Below are 18,816 nucleotides of genomic sequence, written 5' to 3'. Positions count from 1 at the left end.
GTTCGCTTGCGTACAGTAGCGTATATGCAAAGACGGATTTCTTTTGTAATACAAGTGGCATGCCCGTGCATCACCGGCAGCTTTACATTTTTTCCTTGATGCCCGATTTCAGCAGCCACCAGTTCACCGGATAGCTGGTGGCAAATCCGCCTGTTCAATATGGTCGACTTTACAAGGCATCGCGCCATGAACGCGCACTTTTGCACTTGGGAATCGCAGTGCGCATCGATCCGGCCCGTATGTTGGTGCGCTAACGTTCGAGCACGGAACTATCCGGTATCGTTCGACTACCATGAAACCGAAAGCGCATCGGACCCAGGTCTCGGCTTCCCAGCTCGAACTGCCGCTCGGCGGGCCGGGCGCGGTGCATGACCTGGCCTATTACATCGGCGTCTGCAAGGTGTTTGCCGCCTACCACAAGCGTTGGCCGACCGCCGATGCGAGCCGCGACGAGTTCCGCGCGGCGCGGGTGCGCGAGGTCGATGGCCGGCGCATCGAGCGGGAACTGCATTTTCCGGCGCCGGCGCTGGAGGCCGATCCCGAGTACCAGGCCCTCCGCGAGCGTTGCCTGCTGGATGGCATGCCGGATGGCGTGAGCCTGGAAGCGCTGGACCCGCGCTATCGCACCGTGCTGCTTGATACCGGCATCGCCGACCTGTTCGCGTCCATCGCCCTGCCGCTCAGGGCAGGACCGGATGCGGTGCGCTATGCGACCGGCCTGCCGGCGCATGCCGTCGACGAGCTGACACTGCGCATCGGGCAGGGGATCGCCGTACAGGCACTCGGGGCCGCGGGCTTCGATCCGCAGGATCCGCGCGTGCTTGCGCGCAGCTTCGCGGTGCGGGTACGGGCCAACGACGAGCTGAAAAGCGTCATCGACCGCATCGGCATCCACCGCCCCTCGGCCGGCCTGCGCCTGGCCGACCATTACCTGCTGGACGCCGGCGAGGATGGCCGCCTCACGGTCCGCTACCAGCTCCTGGCCGGCGGGCGCTACGCCGGCCGCTTCGACCTCGGGCAACTGGGCGCGAAGCTGGCCTCCGTCTACGCCGCCGACCCCGAACTCGCCCAGCTGCGCAGCGCCCGCCCAGCCGGTACAGCCGGCATGCCGGCGGTGCCGCCGACCCCGTTCGCACCGGCCCCGGGCAGCATCGAGGAACTGCGCGAGCAACTGGCCATGCTCCAGCCGGAAGGGCGGAGCCTGAAGCTGCCGATCCAGGCGCTGAGCCGCTTCGCCGATATCCGGCGCCTGCTGGAAAAAGCCGGCGGCGAATACCGTGCGGCCGGACAGCGCTTCGACTTCGAGGAAGGCATCGCCCCGGCGGACGTGGTCGGACGCCTGCTCAAGGACGGCGCGCCCTGACCCGGCGCTTGCCCGGCGTCACGTTCGCGCCGCCGAAGAGGTCGGGCTGGACCGGCGCCGGCCCTGGCTGCGGGGCGACGGGCGCGTCCGGCCTTGCCGGCGCCGGCGCCGGCGGCACGGTCCCGAAAGGATCGATCACGGCCGCCATGGCATTCGTGTAGGCCAGCACATCGTCGAGCACCTGGTACTGGTCCGGGTCGGCCGGCGCGCTGGAGGCGGCCAGCGATTCCCGGCAGCGGCTTACCGCCTCGCGCACCGTCGATACCGTGCGGTTGTCCGCAGCCCCTTCGATCAGCTTGCGGAAACGGTACTCTTCCCACTTGTCCTCCTCGCGCTGCGACAGGGTGGCCGGATAATGGCGCGCCTTGTAGCGCAGGAACAGCTCGTCGAGCCTGGGGTCGACGAAGCCCGGCTGGGACGTCGCGAAGGTGGCCGGATCCATGCTCCGCAGCTGGTCGAGCAGGCGCCTGTCGACATTGCCGATGAAGCCGGCGTAGAGCGCCTGCTCCGCGTCGTACCCGGCCGGATCGCGGGCAAACACGACCTGCAGCAGCCGCGCGAGGTCGACGGTCTCGAGTACACCCCGCAGGACGGGCACGTTGGCCAGCGCCGCGTCGACATCGATGTCCAGTTCGGCGGCCCGTTCGCGCGACAGGACATGCAGGTTCCGGAAGACCGGCGGTGATTTGTTCGCGGCGATGCGGCAGACCGGCATCGGATCGAATTCGCCGGGACGCTCTTCCGGCTCGGTGAACAGCCGTCGGCGCATGGTTTCGGCATCGATGTCCAGCAACTGGCGCGGATCTTTCGACAGGTCCCAGGCGATGAGCTCGTTGCGGTTGGTCGGGTGGGAAGCAATCGGCATCATGATACGGATGCCTGCCGCCTTCGCGTTGCCGCTGCCGATGTGGATGAAGGGGCTTTTCGACGCCACATCCATTTCCTGCAGCGCCAGGTTCTTGTCCAGCATCGACAGGCAATGGGCAAACAGCTGCGGCTGGCGTTCGCGCAGGCGCCGCGCCAGCGCAACCGTGGCGACCACGTCGGACAAGGCGTCGTGCGCCGCTTCGTGCGGCAGGCCGTTCGCGGCGCTGATCCGCTGCAGCGCGAACGACACGCCGCCCAGTCCATCGCCTGGCCACTCCAGCGTTTCCGGGCGCAGCGCGTAGGTGGCGCGCACCAGGCCGAGCAAGTCCCAGCGGCCGCAGCCGTCCTTCCATTCGCGGGCATACGGGTCGATGAGGTTTCGCCAGAACATGAAGCGCGTGAACTCGTCGTCGAAGGCGATGGAGTTGTAGCCAAAGGCGATCGTCCCCGGCGCCGCGAGCTCGCGATGGACCGCTTCGACAAAGCGCAGCTCCGGCAGTCCGATCTCCTGGCAGCGCTGGGGGGTGATCCCGGTCAGCAGGCAGGCCAGCGGGTCGGGCAGGTGATCGGGCGAAGGCTGGCAGTACAGGGCGGTCGGCCGGCCGATGACGTTCAGCTCCATGTCCAGGCGCAGGCATGCGAACTGCACGGGGCGGTCGCGGACCGGGTCGGTCCCGGTGGTCTCATAGTCGTAGGCCAGCAAACTGTTCATGTGCGCCTTGCAGGGCTTGGCATGCCGTCTCGATGATCTTGTCCGAAGAATATCGGCAACGGCGGCGGCGCGGCGCACATGAGTCGTGCGCACTGCTGGACTTGCGCCATCCGAAGCGATGCCGCTAGTGTGCTACAGTCAGTTACTCAAAATCGTCAAATGTCGAGTGTCATGCTGCCCGCTTCCCCAGCCGAGGTATTACGCTATCCGCACGTCCTGTACGATCACCTGCCGGCTGGCGTGGTCGTCCATGATGCGGACGGACGGATCGTCTCCGCCAACCGCCAGGCCCATGAATTGCTCGGCCTTGGAGAAGCCCCGCTGCGAGGCATGAGCCCGACCACGGACGCCTGGACCTTGCTGCGCGAAGACGGCTCGGCGATGCCGCCGGAGGAATTTCCTGCAAATGTCGTGCTGAGGACAGGGCAAAAGCTGTCCGGCCTGATCGCCGGCATCGTCGGTTCCGGTCCGCCACGCTGGGTGTTGACCAATGCTTACCCCGAGTGCGACGAAGCCGGCAGGGTCCAGCAGGTGGTGGTGTGCTTTACCGATTGCACGGCGCTGAAGAATACCCAGCAGTCACTGGAGAAGTCCGAAGAACGATTGCGGCTGGTGCTCAAGGGGTCGACCGATGCTCCCTGGGACTGGAACCTGGTCACCAATGAGGTGTATTACTCGGAGCGCTGGTGGAATATGCTTGGCTACGCCAGCGGCGAGGGCATCGAGGATTCCGGCGCCTGGCGCCGCCTGTTGCATCCGGCCGACGAGGTGATGATCGCCGAGTATCTTGGCGACCTGCTGCCCAGCGCGCGCGACGGCTACAGTCTCGAGTTCCGGCTGCGCCATCGCGACGGACATTATGTCCCGGTACTGTCGAGGGGTTACGTGCTGCGCGACGATGCCGGCAAGGCCGTGCGGATCTCCGGCGTGAATACCGATCTGACGGAGCAGAAGCGCACCGAACGGCACATCTACGAACTGGCTTACTTCGATCACCTGACCGGCCTGCCCAACCGCCGCTTCCTGATCGAAGAGCTCGGGCACGTCGTGGCGCGTGGCAGGCGCTCGCGCCACTACAGCGCGCTGCTCTACCTCGACCTGGACAACTTCAAGTTGCTCAACGATACACTCGGCCACGACATGGGCGACATGCTCTTGCGCCAGGTGGCGCATCGCTTGCGCGCTACCGTGCGCGACAGCGACCAGCTGGCCCGGCTCGGCGGCGACGAGTTCGTCGTCGTGCTGGAAGGACTGGGCAGCTCGCCCTACGATGCGGCAGCCGAGGCCGACCGGGTGGTGGCCAAGATCCTGTCGGAGCTGAGCCAGCCATACCAGCTCGGCTCGGCGGTGTTCAAGAGCTCGGCCAGTATCGGCATCACCTTGTTCGACGGGAATGGCATCAATATCGACACCCTGCTCAAGCAGGCCGACCTTGCCATGTATCGCGCCAAGGCGGACGGACGCAACAATGCCCGTTTCTTCGATCCCAGCATGCAGGACGCGGCTGACCGCCGCGCAGCCTTCGAGTCGGCAATGCGCGACGGCCTTTCCCTGGGCCAGTTCCGCCTGTTCTGCCAGCCGCAGTTCGATCGCCGCGGGGACCTGGTCGGGGCCGAAGTGCTGGTTCGCTGGCAGCGCGACGGCCAGGATTTGCTCGGACCGGACCAGTTCATCGGCTTTGCCGAAGAGTCGGGTCTCATCCGTCCGCTCGGCTTTCACGTACTCGAGGAGAGCTGTCGTGCGCTGGTGCGCTGGCAGCGCGACGCCACGCTGCGGCGGCTGAAGCTGTCGGTGAATGTCAGCGTGCACCAGATGCGCGACCCCGGGTTTCCGGCGGCGGTCACCGGGATCCTCGACGACACCGGCGCCTTTGCGCAGCGGCTGTGCCTGGAGCTGACCGAAAGCGTGTTTGCCGAAGACCCGCACGAGATTACGCGCAAGATGCTTGAGCTGCGCGCGCAGGGCATCTGCTTTGCGCTGGACGATTTCGGCACCGGTTATTCCTCGCTGGCCTATCTCAAGCATTTCCCCCTGGCAGCGCTGAAGATCGACCGCTCCTTCGTGCGCGACGTCGGTGTCGATCCGGACTCGGCGCCGATCGTCGAGGCCATCATCGCCCTTGCGAACAAGCTTGGGCTCGACATCGTCGCCGAAGGCGTGGAGCACGAGGCGCAGCGCCGCTTCCTGATCCAGGGAGGTTGTTCCTCCATGCAGGGCTTCCTGCTGGGGCGCCCGCTGCCGATGGCCGAGTTCGAGCACCTGTATGGCGCGTCTTAGCAAGCGCATGTGACGTAAATTGTGGCGCCCGTTTTACAAACCCGTCAGCCGCTTGCCGGTATGTGTGTATACTCGGCATTTTTGTGATTTTGTTTCATGGCTGCTGATCAACACGACCGAAGCTCCTCCCTGGCCCGCTGCACGCGCCGCGCCGCTTCCCGCAACATGGCCGCAGCCCTGCTGTCACTGAGCGCGGTGCTGGGCGCCGGTCCCGTATCGGCGCAAGCGACCAGGCCGTCGGCGCCTGCGCCCGCGCCCGCGGCCGCACCGGTCAAGCTCGACACCGTCACCGCGCTGCGCGGCGACCTCCAGCAAACGGTCGAGGCCGCAGGCAAGCTCCAGCTCCACAAATGGGCCGATACCTATGCCCAGATCGGCGGGCAGGTGAAAGAGGTGCTGGTCGCCATCGGCGATACGGTCAAGGCCGACCAGCCCCTGGTCGAGATCACCCCGACCCAGCAACCCGCCAAGGCCGAAAGCAGCCGCGCCCAGATGGCCCGGCTGCAGGCGGATCTCGCCGACCAGCGCGCACAGCTCGATTTCGCCCAGCTCCAGTTCAAGCGCCAGACCCAGTTGAAAGCGCAGAACGCGACCCGCGAGGAAGCCTTCGAATCGGCGCGGATGAACGCCTCGTCGGCAAGCGCGCGGGTCGACGCGATCACGGCGCAGATCCACGAACTCGAAGCGACCTTGAAAATCGACGAGGAAGCGCGCCAGAAGACGCTGGTCAGGGCGCCGATGTCCGGCAGCGTGGTGTCGCTGGCCGCGCGCACGGGGCAGATGCTGAGCGCCGCGCAAGCCGCGGCGCCGCTGCTGCGGATTGCCGACCTGTCGGAGATGACGGTGGCCGCGCGCGTTGCGGAAAGCGACGTGACGCGCTTGCGGCCGGGCATGGCGGCGAGCTTCACGACCCCCGGCTATCCCGGCAAACGCTGGTCGGGAAAGCTGCGCCAGGTCATCCCCATCCCGGCCGACGGCAGCGGCGAGCAGGGCAAGCAGGCCTTTTATATCGTCCTGTTCGAAGTCAGGAATCCGGATCACGAACTGATGAGCGGCATGAGTGCGCAGGTGCAGTTCGTCGTGGCGCAGGCGCGCGACGCGCTGCTGCTGCCGGCAAGCGCCCTGGGCGCGCCGGACGAGGACGGCCTGGTCAAGGTCAATGTGGTCGACGCCGACCAGCACGTCAGCGCCCGCAAGATCAAAATCGGATTGCGCACCGCGCAACAGGTGCAGGTCCTGTCCGGGCTGGCGGCGGGCGACAAGGTGCTGCTCGGACCGGCGCCCAAGGCGCCGTCCGATGCCGCGCCGAAGCCGCTCGTGGCGGCAGGCGCTTGAGGCAGGACCCATGATGCAGCGCGCTCTGAAACTGTCTTCTCTTCTGTTCAGTCTGGCTTGCGCGACGCTGGCGGGATGCGCCAGCCATGCCCCGATCGCGGAGCCGCCGCCGAAGGTCGACCTGCCTGCCGCCTGGACCGAGGCCGGAACGCCGGCGCACCAGGCCTCGCCCGACAAGAACTGGTGGCAGCGCTTCGGCAGCCCCGAACTGACGCGCCTGGTCGATGAAGGCCGGTCCGGCAACCTGGAGCTGGCCGGCGCACTGGCGCGCGTCAGGCAGGCCGAGGCCGGGGCCCGCATCGCCGGCGTGTCGCTGCTGCCCACGGCGAACTTCTACAGCGACGCCAACCGCGCCATGCCGATCGGCAGCGGCAGCGCGAGCACCTCCGCCGGCAGTACCCTGCAGGTGTCCTACGAAGTCGATTTCTGGGGCAAGAACAAGGCGAGCTTGGCGTCGGCGGAAGCGTCGCTCGAAGCCAATCGCTTCGACCGCCAGACCGTGGCCCTGACGGTCACCAGCGGCATCGTCTCGACCTATCTGCAAGTGCTGTCGCTGCATGACCGGCTTGCCGTCGCGCGCGAGCATGTCGCGAATGCCGAGCATGTGCTGAGGCTGGTGGAAGCACAGAAGAGCGCGGGCGCCGCCTCGACGCTCGACCTGGCGCGCCAGCGCTCCGCCGTGGCGCAGCAGAAGTCGGACATACCGGGCCTGATGCAGCAGGAGCGCGAGGCGCAGTCGGCGCTGGCCATCCTGCTCGGCAAGACGCCGCAGGCATTCTCCGTCGGCCCGCAGGGGCTGGACACGGTCACCCTGCCGGAGGTCTCGCCGGGCCTGCCGTCCGAGCTGCTGTCGCGCCGGCCCGATATCCGCCGCGCCGAGGCCAGCCTGGCCGCCGCCAATGCCGACGTCGCCGTCGCCCGGGCCAACCTGTTCCCCAGCATTAACCTGACCGGGGCGATGGGCGCGCAAAGCAGCGCCTTGCTGTCGCTGCTGAACGCCCCCAACCTGGTCGCCAATGTCAGTACCTCGCTGATGGCGCCGATTTTCGATGGCGGCCGCCTGAAGCGGGAACGCGAGCTCGCCATCGCCCGCAAACAGGAACTGGTCCAGGTGTACCGCGCGACCGTGATCTCCGCGCTGTCGGAAGTGGATACCGCGCTGGGCCAGATCCGCAGCCTGGACGAGCAGCGGCGCCTGAAGACCACGGAACTCGAACAGGCGCGCCAGGCCTACGAGCTGGCGGAAATCCGCTACAAGGCGGGCGCCGAGGACTTGATGACGGTGCTCGATACCCAGCGCGCCCTGTCGGACGTGCAGAACGATATGGGGATGTTGAAGCTGAAGCGCCTGCAGGCGACCGTGTCCCTGTACAAGGCGCTCGGCGGCGGGTGGCAGGACGATCGGCACCAGGCCGCAGCGCCAAAGCCGGCGGCATCCGATTCGGCTGCCTGATTCCGAACCACTATATACTAGCCGGTTGTTGCAGTAATGCCACGGCATGCCGGCCGAGCCGACGCCTTACAAAGGATCGCGATGGATGATGTTGAGCAATGTGAGCGCCTGGACCCGGCGCCAGGCCGCTACGATGACCTGGCGAAACTCGAACTCATCCATGCAGGACCGCGGCACGCACTGTACCGTGACGGAAGAGGCGATGCGGCCCTGCTGATCAAGGTGGACGCCGCGCCGGGCCCGGGCGCAGGCGCTTCCCTGAGACACGAAGCCCGGATGCTCCGCGATCTGCAGCTGCCCGGTATCGTCAGGGTGCGCGGGCTGGTCGAGACGGGGGCCGGGACCGGCCTCGTGATGGAAGACCTCGGCGGCAGCGATCTTGCACGAACCCTTCGGTCGGCTCCGCTCTCCCTTGCGCTGTTCCTGGATATTGCGGTCCAGTTGGCCGACGGAGTCTCGCGGCTGCATGACGCGCGCCTCATCCACTGCGACATCCACCCCGGGAACATTGTCTGGAACCCGGCATCCGGGCTGGCGACGCTGTGCGATTTTGCGCTTGCCCGAAGCTTGCCGGCGCCGGACAGTCCGAGTCCGAATGAGCTCGAAGGGACGCTTGCCTACATGTCGCCGGAGCGGACCGGCCGCACCGGCCGCTCGGTCGACGGGCGGGCCGATCTCTACTCCCTCGGCGCCACTTTCTACGCGATGCTGACGGGTGCGCCGCCGTTTGCCGAAGACGACGCGGTGGCCCTGGCCCATGCCCAGATTGCGCGCCGCGCCCGGCCGCCGCACGAACTCGACCCACAGGTCCCGCCCATGCTGTCGCAGCTCGTGCTGCGGCTGCTCGAAAAGGAACCGGCCGACCGCTACCAGACCGCGCAGGCGCTGGCGGCGGATCTGCGCGAAGCAAGGCGGCAGTGGTTGCAGAGCGGGACGATCCAGGCCTTTCCGCTCGCCGTGCACGAGATCCCGCGCGCGCTCACGATCCCCGGCCGCCTGTATGGCCGCGAGGACGAGCTGGAGGCGCTGGGCGGCGCGCTCGCGCGTGCGGCCGCGGGTGGCCGCGAGCTGGTGCTCGTGACCGGCGGCCCCGGCATCGGCAAGTCGGCCCTGGTGGAGCGCCTTGTCCCCGCCGTCGGCGACGCCCACGGCTACTACGCCGCGGGAAAATTCGATCAGCTGCAGCGCAGCATCCCCTTTTCGGGCCTGGCGGAAGCGCTGCGCAGCCTGGTGCGGCAGTTGCTGACGGAGTCCGAGACGGCCCTCGAGGGCTGGCGCGAGCGCATCGAGCAGGCGGTGGCGCCGAACGGACAGCTGCTGCTCGCCATCGTGCCGGAGCTCGAGCGCATCCTGGGACCGCAGCCGGACGTGCCCGAGGTCGGCCCCGTCGAAGCGCGGAATCGCTTCGGGCTGCTGATCGCGCGCTTCCTGCGGGTCTTCGCCCGGCCCGGACATCCCTTCGTCCTTTTCCTGGACGACCTGCAATGGGTCGACGCGGCATCGCTGCAGCTCATCGTGCAGTGCGCCGGCGACGCCGCCACTCGCCACATGCTGATCGTCGGCGCCTACCGCGACGCGGAGGTCGGCCCGTCCCACGCCCTGACGCTTGCCCTCGCCGCGCTGCGCGAGGCGGGATGCGACAGCCACACGATCCACCTGGAGCCGCTGCGCGCGAACGCCGTCGCGCAGCTCGCCGCCGGCACCTTCGGCGACGACGCCGCGCGGCTGGGTCGCCTGGCCGAGCTCCTCATCCGCAAATCGGCCGGCAATCCCTTCTTCGTCCGCCGCCTCCTGCACCTGATGCATGCGCGGGGCCTGGTCCGCTTCGACGCGGATTCCCAGAGCTGGTCCTGGAACGACGCCGACATCGAGGCGGCGCCGATATCGGACAATGTGCTCGAGGTGATGGTGCTGGCGATCGACCGGTTGCCGCCGCAAGCCAGGCGCCTGCTCGAAATCGGCGCCTGCATCGGGCACCGCTTCGACCTCGCGACGCTCTCGGAACTGACCGACCTGGCCCCCGCGGTCCTGGCCGGGCAGCTGTGGCCGGCGATCGCGGACGGACTGCTGCTGCAGGCGCCTGACGCCTTGCAGTTCGCGCACGACCGCGTCCAGCAGGCGGCGTATGGCCTGCTCGATGACGAGGAGAGGCAAGCCCTGCACCATTCCATCGGCCGCCGCCTGCTGGACCGGTCCGGCGCCCACCTCGAGGACAAGCTGTTCGAGATCGTCGACCAGTTCAACCTCGGGGAATCGCGCGTCGTCGACGCCGCCGAGCGCGAGGCCCTGGCCGGACTCAATCTGGCGGCAGGCAGGAAGGCCAAGGAGTCGGCCGCCTATCGCGCCGCCTTCGAGTACCTGTCGGTCGCCAGGCGTCTGCTGGGCGCACAGGCCTGGGCCGAGCGCCCGGACGCCGCCTTCACGGTGCATCGCGAGCTGGCCGAAAGCGCCTATCTCGCGGGCGAACACGTCACGGCGGAGGAGGTGGTCGAGACCTCCCTGGAGCACGCGCCCTCCCGGCTGGCCAAGGCAGAGCTCTACGGCCTGCGGGTGCTGGCGGCCACCGTCGCCAGCGACTGGGAGCGCGCCCTGCACTGGGGACGGGAAGGGCTGTCCGTCTTCGGCCAGGCGTGGCCCCTGGACGGCCTGGAGGAAGCGGTCCGGGCCGAAGTCGCCGCAGTCATGGAGAACCTGGGCGGGCGGAACGTCGAGGACGTGATCGCCGAGCCCGACGTGGAGGATGCCGACATCCGCGCGAGCATGCGCCTGCTGTCCCTGCTCGGCGCGCCCGCCTATTTCAGCGGCACGCCGGTCATGCCCTTCATCCTCAGCCGCGCCGTGAACCTGACGCTGATGCACGGCCCGTCGCTTTACTCCGCGTTCGCCTTCGTGCTGTACGGCGGCACGCACAATGCGCTGACCGGCCAGTACGACGTCGGCTACGCCTTCGGCAATCTGGCGCTGGCGCTGGCGCAGCGCTTCGGCAACCGCGCCGAGGAGTGCCGGACGGTCGAGGTCTACGGTGTGCTGATCCACCACTGGAAAGCGCCGCTGCGCGATGGGCTGCCGCTGCTGAAGGAAGGCTTCCGGGCCGGCGTCGAATCCGGCGAGCTCGCCTTCGCGGCCTTCAATCTCAACTCCGTCCTCATCAACGCGCTGCCCGCCGGCCTGCCATTGAGCGAGCTGCTGGAGGAGGCCGAGGTCGCCCTCGATTTCGCGAGCACGCAGAAGAACCGGGCCAGCGTCGAGATCGCCATCCCCTACCGGCAAATCGCGCGTGCGCTGACGGGCGCGACCCCGAGCCCAGGCAGCTTCGAGGACGGGGAGTTCGACGAGGCGCGCTTCCTGGCGGATGCGGCGCATCATGCGACCGCGACCGGCCACTATTGGTCGACCCGGCTCCAGCTTGCCTACCTGATGGGCGACCATGCGCAGGCCCTCATGTGCTCGGCGGAGGCCGAGAAGCGGATCGCCGCCGGCATCGTCGGCATGATCACGTCGGCCGGGCATGTCTTCTACACGGCGCTCGCGATTGCGGCCACGGCGCCGGCTGGCCCGGCTGCGGAGCGCGCGCCGGTCATTGCCCGCCTGCGCGACCTGCACGGCCAGCTGGTCAACTGGGCCCGCCACTGCCCGGCGAACTTCTCGCACCAGGCATCCCTGCTGGGAGCGGAGATTGCCCGGCTCGAAGGAAGGACTGCCGACGCGTCCGCGCTCTACCGGACCGCCATTGCCGGGGCAGAGGGCCAGCGCTTCGTCCAGGACGAGGCATTGGCCCATGAGCTGCGCGCGCGCTTCCTGCTCGGCGAGCAGGAGCCCGCGTTTGCGGCCGTGCATGTCCAGCTGGCGCTCGATCGTTATCGCCTCTGGGGCGCGACGGCAAAGGTCCGTGCGATCGAAGCGGAATTCCCGCAGGCGGTCCGGCTTGACGCGCTGGCGCCGCGCGCGCCGAATTCGATCGACCAGATGGCGCTGATCAAGGCCTCGCAGGCCATCTCGATCGAGACCACGCCCGAGCGCCTGTTCGAGCAGATCCTGCGGGTCCTGATCGAGGTGGCAGGCGCCCAGCGCGGCGTGCTGGCGCTTGCCGCCGACGGCGCACTGAAGATTCATGCGCAGATCGGGGCGGACGGCGACGCGCCGATGTCGCTCGCCGAGCTGCCGCTGGAAGACTGCGCCGACGTGCCGTCGGCGATCCTCCGCTACGTGCAGCGGACCAATGAATTCCTGCTGCTGCTCGATGCCGGCGCCGCCGGCCTGTTCGCACGCGATCCGGTGGTGCGGCGGCGGCAGGTGCGCTCGGTCTTGTGTGTGCCCCTGTTGAAGCAATCCTCGCTGGTGGGGCTGATCTACCTTGAAAACAATGCCATGGCGGGCGCATTCGCGGCCGAGCTGGTGGAAGTCGGGAAGGTGCTGGCGGCGCAGGCGGTCATCTCGCTCGAAAACAGCAGCCTCCTGAAGAGGATGCAGCAGCTGACCGGCGAGCTGGAAGAGCGCGTGGCCGGCCGGACGCGGCAACTGACCGACGAGATTGCGGCGCGCGACAAGGCGGAAATGGGCCTGAAAGCCGCCGAAGCCCGCCAGGCGCTGCTGCTCAGGCTGACCGATGCGCTGCGTCCGCTCACCGACGTCGACGCGATCCGCCAGACCGCCGTGCGGCTTCTGGCCGAGCATGCCGGCCTGGCGCGCGCCTTCCATTTCACGGTGGAGCGCGATGTCGACGGCCAGACCGTGCAGCGCATCGAACACGCGTATGCGCAGGACCCGGCCTTGCCCGCATTTGCCGGCGCCTGCGCGCTGCCGGTCTTTGGCGACGCCGTGTCCGGCGGCCTGGCGCGCGGGGAGACGGTCGCGATCGCGGACCTCCAGGCCGTCCCCGGACTGAGCGCGCACCAGCGCGCTACTGCGCGCGCCCTCGGCATTGCGGCAGTCGTCGAGGTGCCTGCAACGAACGGCGGCGGCATCGTGACCGGTATCGGCGCGCACGACACCCGGCCGCATCCGTGGACCGGCGACGAGGTGGACCTGATCCGGGAGGTCGCCGCGCGGACCCTGATCGCGTCCGAGCGCGCCCGCGCCGAGGCGGCGCTGCGCGAAGCCGACCGCCAGAAAGACGACTTCCTGGCGATGCTTGCGCATGAACTGCGCAATCCGCTTGCCTCGATCAGCAATGCGAGCGAACTCATGGCGCGCACCGGCGCCGGCGGCGCCCGGGCGGACGCGCTGTCCGCGCTGCTCAAGCGGCAGACCCGGCAATTGACCCGCCTGGTCGACGATCTGCTGGACCTCTCCCGCATTTCGCGCGGGCGCATCACGCTCGAAGAGGCGCCGGTCGAGATCGGCGAACTGGTGCAGCAGGCCGTGGAGACGGTGCAGAGCTTCGTCCAGGAGAAAGCGCATCGCCTGCTGGTGACGAAGCCGGCCCACGCCCTCTATGTCCACGGCGACAGGACGCGGCTGGTGCAGGCCATCTCGAACGTCGTCCACAACGCCGCCAAGTACACGGACAGGGGCGGAGAGATCGACCTCGAGATCTTCGATTCGGACGAGGAAGTCGGCATCAGGGTAAGGGACAACGGCGCGGGCATCCCCGCCGACATCCTGCCTTCCCTGTTCGACCTGTTCGTGCAGAGCGAGCGTACGCTCGATCGCTCGCAGGGCGGACTCGGGATCGGCCTGTCGGTGGTGAAGCGCCTGATCGAGATGCACCGGGGGTCGGTGCGGGCGGCCAGCAGGGGCGTCGGCCAGGGATCGACGTTCACGATCCGCCTGCCGCGGGTTGCGCGGCCGCAGGCGCCGCCGGACGACGCATCCGCGGACCGCGGCCCGGCGCCGCGCCGCATCCTCATCGTCGACGACAATGCCGATGCCGCGGATTCGCTGGCGATGCTGCTGGAGCTCGACGGCCACAGCGTCAGCACCGTCTACAGCGCCGCCGCGGCGCTCGAGGCGGCGGCGCGCATGCAGCCCGATATGCTGTTCCTCGACATCGGCCTGCCCATCATGGACGGCTACGAAGTCGCGCGCCGCCTGCGTTCGCAGCAGGAAACCTCGGCCTTGCGCCTGGTCGCCGTCACCGGCTATGGACAACAGGAAGACCGTGAGCGGGCCCTGGCGTCCGGCTTCGACGATCACCTGGTCAAGCCCGTGACGCCCGAGTCGCTCGAAATGCTGCTCAGATTCCAACCCATCCCATCGAAGGAGCCGACGTGAAACGCATCATCGCCAGTTGCCTTGCCATTAGCCTGATCGCATCCGATGCCTCGACCCTGGTCCTGGCGCAGGACTATTCGAAGTACAGCCAGGAAGCGCTCGACAAGGAGCTGGCCCGTACCGCGGTGGCGCGGCTGGGCGTGATGGTGCCGATGCGCGATGGGGTCGCGCTGTCGACCGATGTCTACACGCCGAAGAATGCGAAAGGCCCGCTCCCGACCATCCTCTGGAAGACGCCGTACAACGAACACAAGCTGCGCGGCGGGACCCTGCGCTACGTGCTCGAATCGGTCAAGCGCGGCTATGTGTTCATCGTGCAGAACGAACGCGGACGCTATTTTTCGCAGGGCAGATGGGAGATTCTCGGCCACCCGCAGACCGACGGCTACGACACCCTGAGCTGGATCGCGCAGCAGCCCTGGTCGAACGGCAAGGTCGGCACGCTCGGCTGCTCGTCCTCGGCCGAATGGCAGCTGGCCCTGGCGGGCATGAACCACCCGGCGCATGCGGCCATGGTGCCGATGTCCGCCGGGGCCGGCATCGGCAAGGTCGGACGCTTCCAGGAGCAGGGCAACTGGTACACCGGCGGGGTGCCGCGCAACCTGTTCTTCGTCTGGCTGTATGGCGTCGAGAATCCGCTGCGCGCCGAACTGCCGTCCGCCGCGCTGACCGACGAAAAGCTGCGCGCCCGCATCGAGGCCTACAACGACCTGGATGCGAGCAAGCCCAAGGTCGACTGGAACCGGCAGATCAGGCACCTGCCGGTCGACCAGATGCTGAGCTCGCTCGGCGAGCCGCCGTCCACCTTCGAAGAGTTCATCAAGCGCACCCCGGCCGACCCGGGCTGGCGCCAGGGCGGCCTGTATCACGAAGGCATGGGCTGGGGCGTGCCGGCGCTCTGGTTCAACAGCTGGTACGACGTCTCGATCGGCCCGAACCTGGAACTGTTCAACGTGGCGCGCGCGGCCGGCACCGACAAGGAGGCGAGCGCGAACCAGTATGCGGTGGTGGCGCCGGTGCCGCACTGCCAGTACGCGCGTCTCGGGCCCGATACCACGGTCGGCGAGCGCGCCATGGGCGACACCAGCTTCGACGTCGACGGCGCGGTCTACGGCTGGTTCGACCGCTGGCTGAAGGGCGCGCCCAAGGCCTTTCCGGCCGCCACGCCGCACGTGCGCTACTACATGATGGGCGCGAACCGCTGGCAGAGCGCGGCCCAGTGGCCGCCGGAGAACGCCCGGCCGATGCGGCTCTACCTGCGCTCGAAAGGCAATGCGAACACCCTGAACGGCGATGGCCGCCTGCTGGCGGATGCGCCGCCGGCCGGCGAAGCGCCGGACCGCTACCGCTACGACCCGATGAATCCGGTGCAGACGATCGGCGGCGGCGATTGCTGCAACGGCGGCGTGGTGGTGCCGGGCGCCTTCGACCAGCGCCAGGTCGAGGCGCGCGGCGACGTGCTGGTCTACAGCAGCGAGCCGCTCGCCAGGGCGGTCGACGTGGCCGGCTTCGTGGATGCGGTGCTGAAGGTCTCCTCGAGCGCCAAAGACACGGACTTCGCGCTGAAACTGGTCGACGTCGCGCCCGACGGCACCGCCTGGATCGTCGGCGACACGATCTTCCGCGCCCGCTACCGCAATGGCTACGACCAGCCCGCGCCCCTGAACCCGGGCGAGGTCGTGACCATCCGCCCGACGCCGATCGCCACCGCGATCCAGTTCGGCGTGGGCCACCGCATCCGCGTCGAGGTGACTTCGTCGAACTTCCCTAAATTCGTCCGCAACCTGAACACGGGCGGTCCGAACGAGAGCGAGAAGGAGGGCGTGGTCGCGGACAATGCCGTGTACCACGCGCCGGAAGCGGCGAGCTATATCGAGCTGCCGGTGCTGCGCTGAGGGTCCGGGCTGGCCGGCGGCCGGCCTGGCGCTGAATTTCGGTTCAATGGCAGTGTGAACCTTGTGTTGTCAAGTTAGTCATGGCACGATGTGGCATCCTGACTTCGCGCCAGTGCGCGCTCGCATGTTCGAACCAGCCTCGCCATGCCAGACGAAAAGACCCCCTCCGATCACGCCGGGATGCCCGGCGGTACGGCAAGCGAAGCCCGCTATCGCGCGGTGTTCGAGCATTGCACCGACGCCATGCTCCTGACGGCCCTGGATGGACGCATCCTGTCCGTCAACACGGCCGCCTGCCAGCTGTTCGGCTATACGGCGCAGGAATTGCTGACTAGAAATGTTTTCCAGCTGCTCGACGCGAAGGACCCGGACCTGGCGCCGGCACTCGCGCGGCGCGCGGCCAACGGCGAGATGACGGCCGAGCTGTGCTTCGTGCGGCGCGGCGGTGCGCACTTCGACGCGCGCCTCGCCTCGAAGCTGTTCCAGGACGACGGCGGCCAGCAGATGGCCAGCATGATCGTGCACGACATCAGCGACCGCAAGCATGCCGAAGCGCAGCTGCGCGAGAGCGAACAGCGCTTCCGGCTGCTGTACGAGAATGCGCCGATCGGCATCGGCCACATCGACCTGGACGGCAACTGGATCTATGTCAACCGGGCCTTCGTGGAAATCGCCGGCTATCCGCCGGAGGAACTGATCGGCCGCAGCAATCTCGAACTGGCGCCGCCCGGCGAGCGCGAGCGCAGCCGCCACTTCACCGAGCAGCTGCTGGCGGGCGCCATCGAAATCCAGCGCGACCGGCGCCTGTTGCGCAAGGACGGCAGCACGCGCTGGATCCGCCTGACCGCGAAGATGCTGCGCGACGATGCCGGCCAGCCGCTGTACGGCATCATCCTGTTCCTCGACATTACCGACGCCAAGCACGCGGAGGAAGCGCTGCGCCAGAGCGAGGAGCGGTTCCGCAGCACTTTCGAGCATGCGCCGCTCGGGATCGCCGAATGCGCCGCCGACGGCCGCTTCGTCGCCGCGAATACCACCCTGCTGGCGATGCTCGGCTATTCCATGGCCGAGCTGGAAACCTTGTCGAACCAGGACATCACCCATCCCGCCGACCAGGAAGTGGCGATCCAGAATTTCCACAAGCTGTTGACCGGCCAGCAGGCGGTGGCGGTGGCGGAGCAGCGCTACCTGCGCAAGGACCGCTCGCAGTTGTGGGTGAACGTCACGGTCTCGCTGCGCGGCAGCGGCGACGGCCCGCACCTGCTGGCGATCGTCGAGGACGTCACGGCGCGCAAGAAGGCCGAGGAAGCCTTGCGCGGCGCCGTCGAGTACTCCTACCACCTGGCCAGCCACGACACCCTGACCGGCCTGGCCAACCGCGCCCATTTCAACGAGCGGCTCAAGGATGCGCTCAAGTACGCGCAGCGCGACCAGCACCTGGTGGCGGTGCACGTGCTCGACCTGGACCGCTTCAAGTCGATCAACGATACCCTCGGCCACCACGCCGGCGACCTGCTGTTGAAGGAGGTGGCGCGGCGCCTTGGCTCGCTGATCCGCGAAACCGACCTCGCCGCGCGCCTTGGCGGCGACGAGTTCGTGGTGGTCCAGACCCACCTGGCCGACGCCGCGGCGGCCGAAGTGCTGGCCGAAAAGATCGTGGTCGAGATGAGTCTTCCCTACCTGCTGGATGGCCACGAAGTCTACAGCGGCACCAGCATCGGCATCGCCCTGTATCCGAGCGATGCGCATGAGCCGGGCCAGCTGGTGAAGCTGGCGGACCTGGCCCTGTATGAAGCCAAGAACCAGGGGCGGCTGAACTACCAGATGTACCGCGAATCGCTCGGCACGGCGGCCCAGGAAGCGAAGCGCTTCGAACGCGAGCTGCAGCGCGCCTTGCGCGAGGAAGAACTCTGCCTGCACTACCAGCCGCAATACGACCTCGACAGCGGCCGCATCGTCGGCATCGATGCGCTGATCCGCTGGCATCACCCGGACCGCGGGCTGTTGACCGCCGCCAGCTTCATCCAGGAAGTGGAAAATGCCAACCTGATGCTGCCGGTCGGCGAATGGGCGCTGCGCACCGCTTGTACGGCCCAGGCTGGCTGGGTACGCGCGGGACTGGTGGTGCCGCTGACGCTGAACGTGTCCTCGAAGCAGGTGCGGCACCCGCGCTTCCTGACCTTGCTGAACAAGATACTGGAAGACACCGGCCTGCCGCCCTCGCTGCTGCGCCTGGAGATGCGTGAAAGCGTGCTGCTGGACCCAAAGTTTTCCGCCAACATGCTGGGCGACATGCACAAGCGCGGCGTGCGGCTGGGCCTGGACGATTTCGGCGCCGAGCTGGCGGCCCTGTCATCCCTGCAAAAATTTCCGCTGGATATAGTCAAGCCGGGCCAGGAACTGGTCCGCCGCCTGTCGCACGACGAGAACGAGTCGGCGATCCTGTCGGCGCTGGTCGGGGTCGCGCGCGACGCCAGGATCACGGTCTGCGCCGACGGCATCGAAACGGCCGAGCAGCTGGCGGTGGTCAGGAGCCTCGGCGTCAACCATGGCCAGGGCTATCTGCTCAGTCCACCGCTGTCGGCGGCCGACATGGATCGCCTGGTGGCGGCCGAGCTGGGCGCAAGCCCGGCCGGCTAGGCGTGCTAAAATACGAGACTCAAAGCAACAATGCTTCGCCAACAATCGCCGCTCGCCGGCG

The 18,816-nt window shown here is 68.0% G+C and carries 8 protein-coding genes; 7 read left to right on the top strand and 1 reads right to left on the bottom strand.

Annotated elements, in window-relative coordinates; all coding sequences use genetic code 11:
* Window positions 1–292 precede the first annotated feature (292 nt).
* Window positions 293–1,363: a hypothetical protein gene (locus tag AM586_RS05845; protein ID WP_052233686.1), complete on the top strand. Its 1,071-nt coding sequence runs from the start codon at window positions 293–295 to the stop codon at window positions 1,361–1,363.
* Here the strand turns inward: AM586_RS05845 and sbcB are convergent.
* Complete coding sequence (gene sbcB / locus AM586_RS05840) at window positions 1,344–2,942, bottom strand: exodeoxyribonuclease I (RefSeq protein WP_082439680.1); 1,599 nt, start codon at window positions 2,940–2,942, stop codon at window positions 1,344–1,346. The two genes, AM586_RS05845 and sbcB, sit on opposite strands and share 20 nt — an antisense overlap.
* Window positions 2,943–3,113: 171 nt before the next feature.
* Here sbcB and AM586_RS05835 point away from each other — a divergent pair, with 171 nt between their 5' ends.
* The 6 genes from AM586_RS05835 to AM586_RS05810 all read left to right on the top strand — a co-directional run bounded on the left by AM586_RS05835 (window position 3,114) and on the right by AM586_RS05810 (window position 18,755).
* The gene (locus AM586_RS05835; RefSeq protein ID WP_082439679.1) at window positions 3,114–5,219 is read left to right on the top strand and encodes a bifunctional diguanylate cyclase/phosphodiesterase; all 2,106 of its coding nucleotides are present in this window, start codon (window positions 3,114–3,116) and stop codon (window positions 5,217–5,219) included.
* Window positions 5,220–5,315: 96 nt separating this feature from the next.
* Window positions 5,316–6,554 carry an efflux RND transporter periplasmic adaptor subunit gene (locus AM586_RS05830; RefSeq protein WP_082439678.1) on the top strand — a complete coding sequence of 413 codons (1,239 nt, stop codon included), beginning with the start codon at window positions 5,316–5,318 and terminating at the stop codon, window positions 6,552–6,554.
* A gap of 10 nt (window positions 6,555–6,564) precedes the next feature.
* Window positions 6,565–8,007: an efflux transporter outer membrane subunit gene (locus tag AM586_RS05825; protein WP_229411136.1), complete on the top strand. Its 1,443-nt coding sequence runs from the start codon at window positions 6,565–6,567 to the stop codon at window positions 8,005–8,007.
* Window positions 8,008–8,043: 36 nt separating this feature from the next.
* On the top strand, window positions 8,044–14,220 hold the full coding sequence (locus AM586_RS05820; RefSeq protein WP_082439677.1) for an AAA family ATPase: 6,177 nt from the start codon (window positions 8,044–8,046) through the stop codon (window positions 14,218–14,220).
* Window positions 14,217–16,115, top strand: coding sequence for a CocE/NonD family hydrolase (locus tag AM586_RS05815; RefSeq protein ID WP_197416423.1), 1,899 nt, complete (start codon window positions 14,217–14,219; stop codon window positions 16,113–16,115). The genes AM586_RS05820 and AM586_RS05815 overlap by 4 nt, the downstream gene beginning before the upstream one ends.
* 144 nt (window positions 16,116–16,259) lie before the next feature.
* A complete protein-coding gene (locus AM586_RS05810) occupies window positions 16,260–18,755 on the top strand; it encodes a PAS domain S-box protein (RefSeq protein WP_082439676.1) in 2,496 nt (831 codons plus the stop codon).
* The last annotated feature ends 61 nt before the right edge of the window (window positions 18,756–18,816 follow it).

This window comes from Massilia sp. WG5 (genome assembly GCF_001412595.2).
Classification (GTDB): Bacteria; Pseudomonadota; Gammaproteobacteria; order Burkholderiales; family Burkholderiaceae_D; genus Telluria.
This window is presented reverse-complemented; position numbering and strand designations above follow the sequence as displayed.